Origin of the sequence: Falsirhodobacter sp. 1013 (assembly GCF_051195255.1) — a bacterium.
GTDB lineage: Bacteria > Pseudomonadota > Alphaproteobacteria > Rhodobacterales > Rhodobacteraceae > Falsirhodobacter.
Genome location: NZ_JBNJLK010000055.1, coordinates 1 through 580 on the forward strand (window position 1 = coordinate 1; position 580 = coordinate 580).

General features: G+C 64.3%; 1 protein-coding gene. It reads left to right on the forward strand.

The genetic code is table 11. The features are described from left to right. On the forward strand, positions 1-513 hold a 513-nt coding region (locus ACSHZY_RS18910), incomplete at its 5' end, for an aldehyde dehydrogenase family protein (RefSeq protein ID WP_435171772.1). Between the last annotated feature and the right edge of the window lie 67 nt (positions 514-580).

Below are 580 nucleotides of genomic sequence, written 5' to 3' on the forward strand. Positions count from 1 at the left end.
GTGGAGGCGCTGAAGGTCGGACCGGGAACGGAAGAGGGCGTGACCATCGGCCCGATGATCGAGGAGAAGGCCATCGCGAAAGTCGAGGCGCACATCGCCGATGCCCTGTCGAAAGGGGCGACCCTGGTCACGGGCGGCAAGCGTCTTGGCGGGCTGTTCTTCCAGCCGGGCATCCTGACGGGCGTGACGCCCGACATGGCCGTCACCCACGAGGAGACTTTCGGCCCCCTCGCCCCCCTGTTCGCCTTCGACACCGAAGACGAGGCCGTCCGCATGGCCAACGACACGATCTTCGGCCTTGCCGCCTACTTCTATACCGAGAATTACAGCCGCGCAGTCCGCGTGGCGGAGGCGCTGGAATACGGGATGGTCGGCCACAACACCGGCCTGATTTCCAACGAGGTGGCACCGTTCGGGGGCGTGAAGCAGTCCGGGCTGGGGCGAGAAGGGTCGAAATACGGCATCGAGGAATACCTGGAGACCAAATACATCTGCAGCGCCGTGGCGCGCTGAGGGAGGGATGACAATGACGATGACGGCATTCAGCTTCGACACCGTGGCCTCGACGGTCATGGAATGG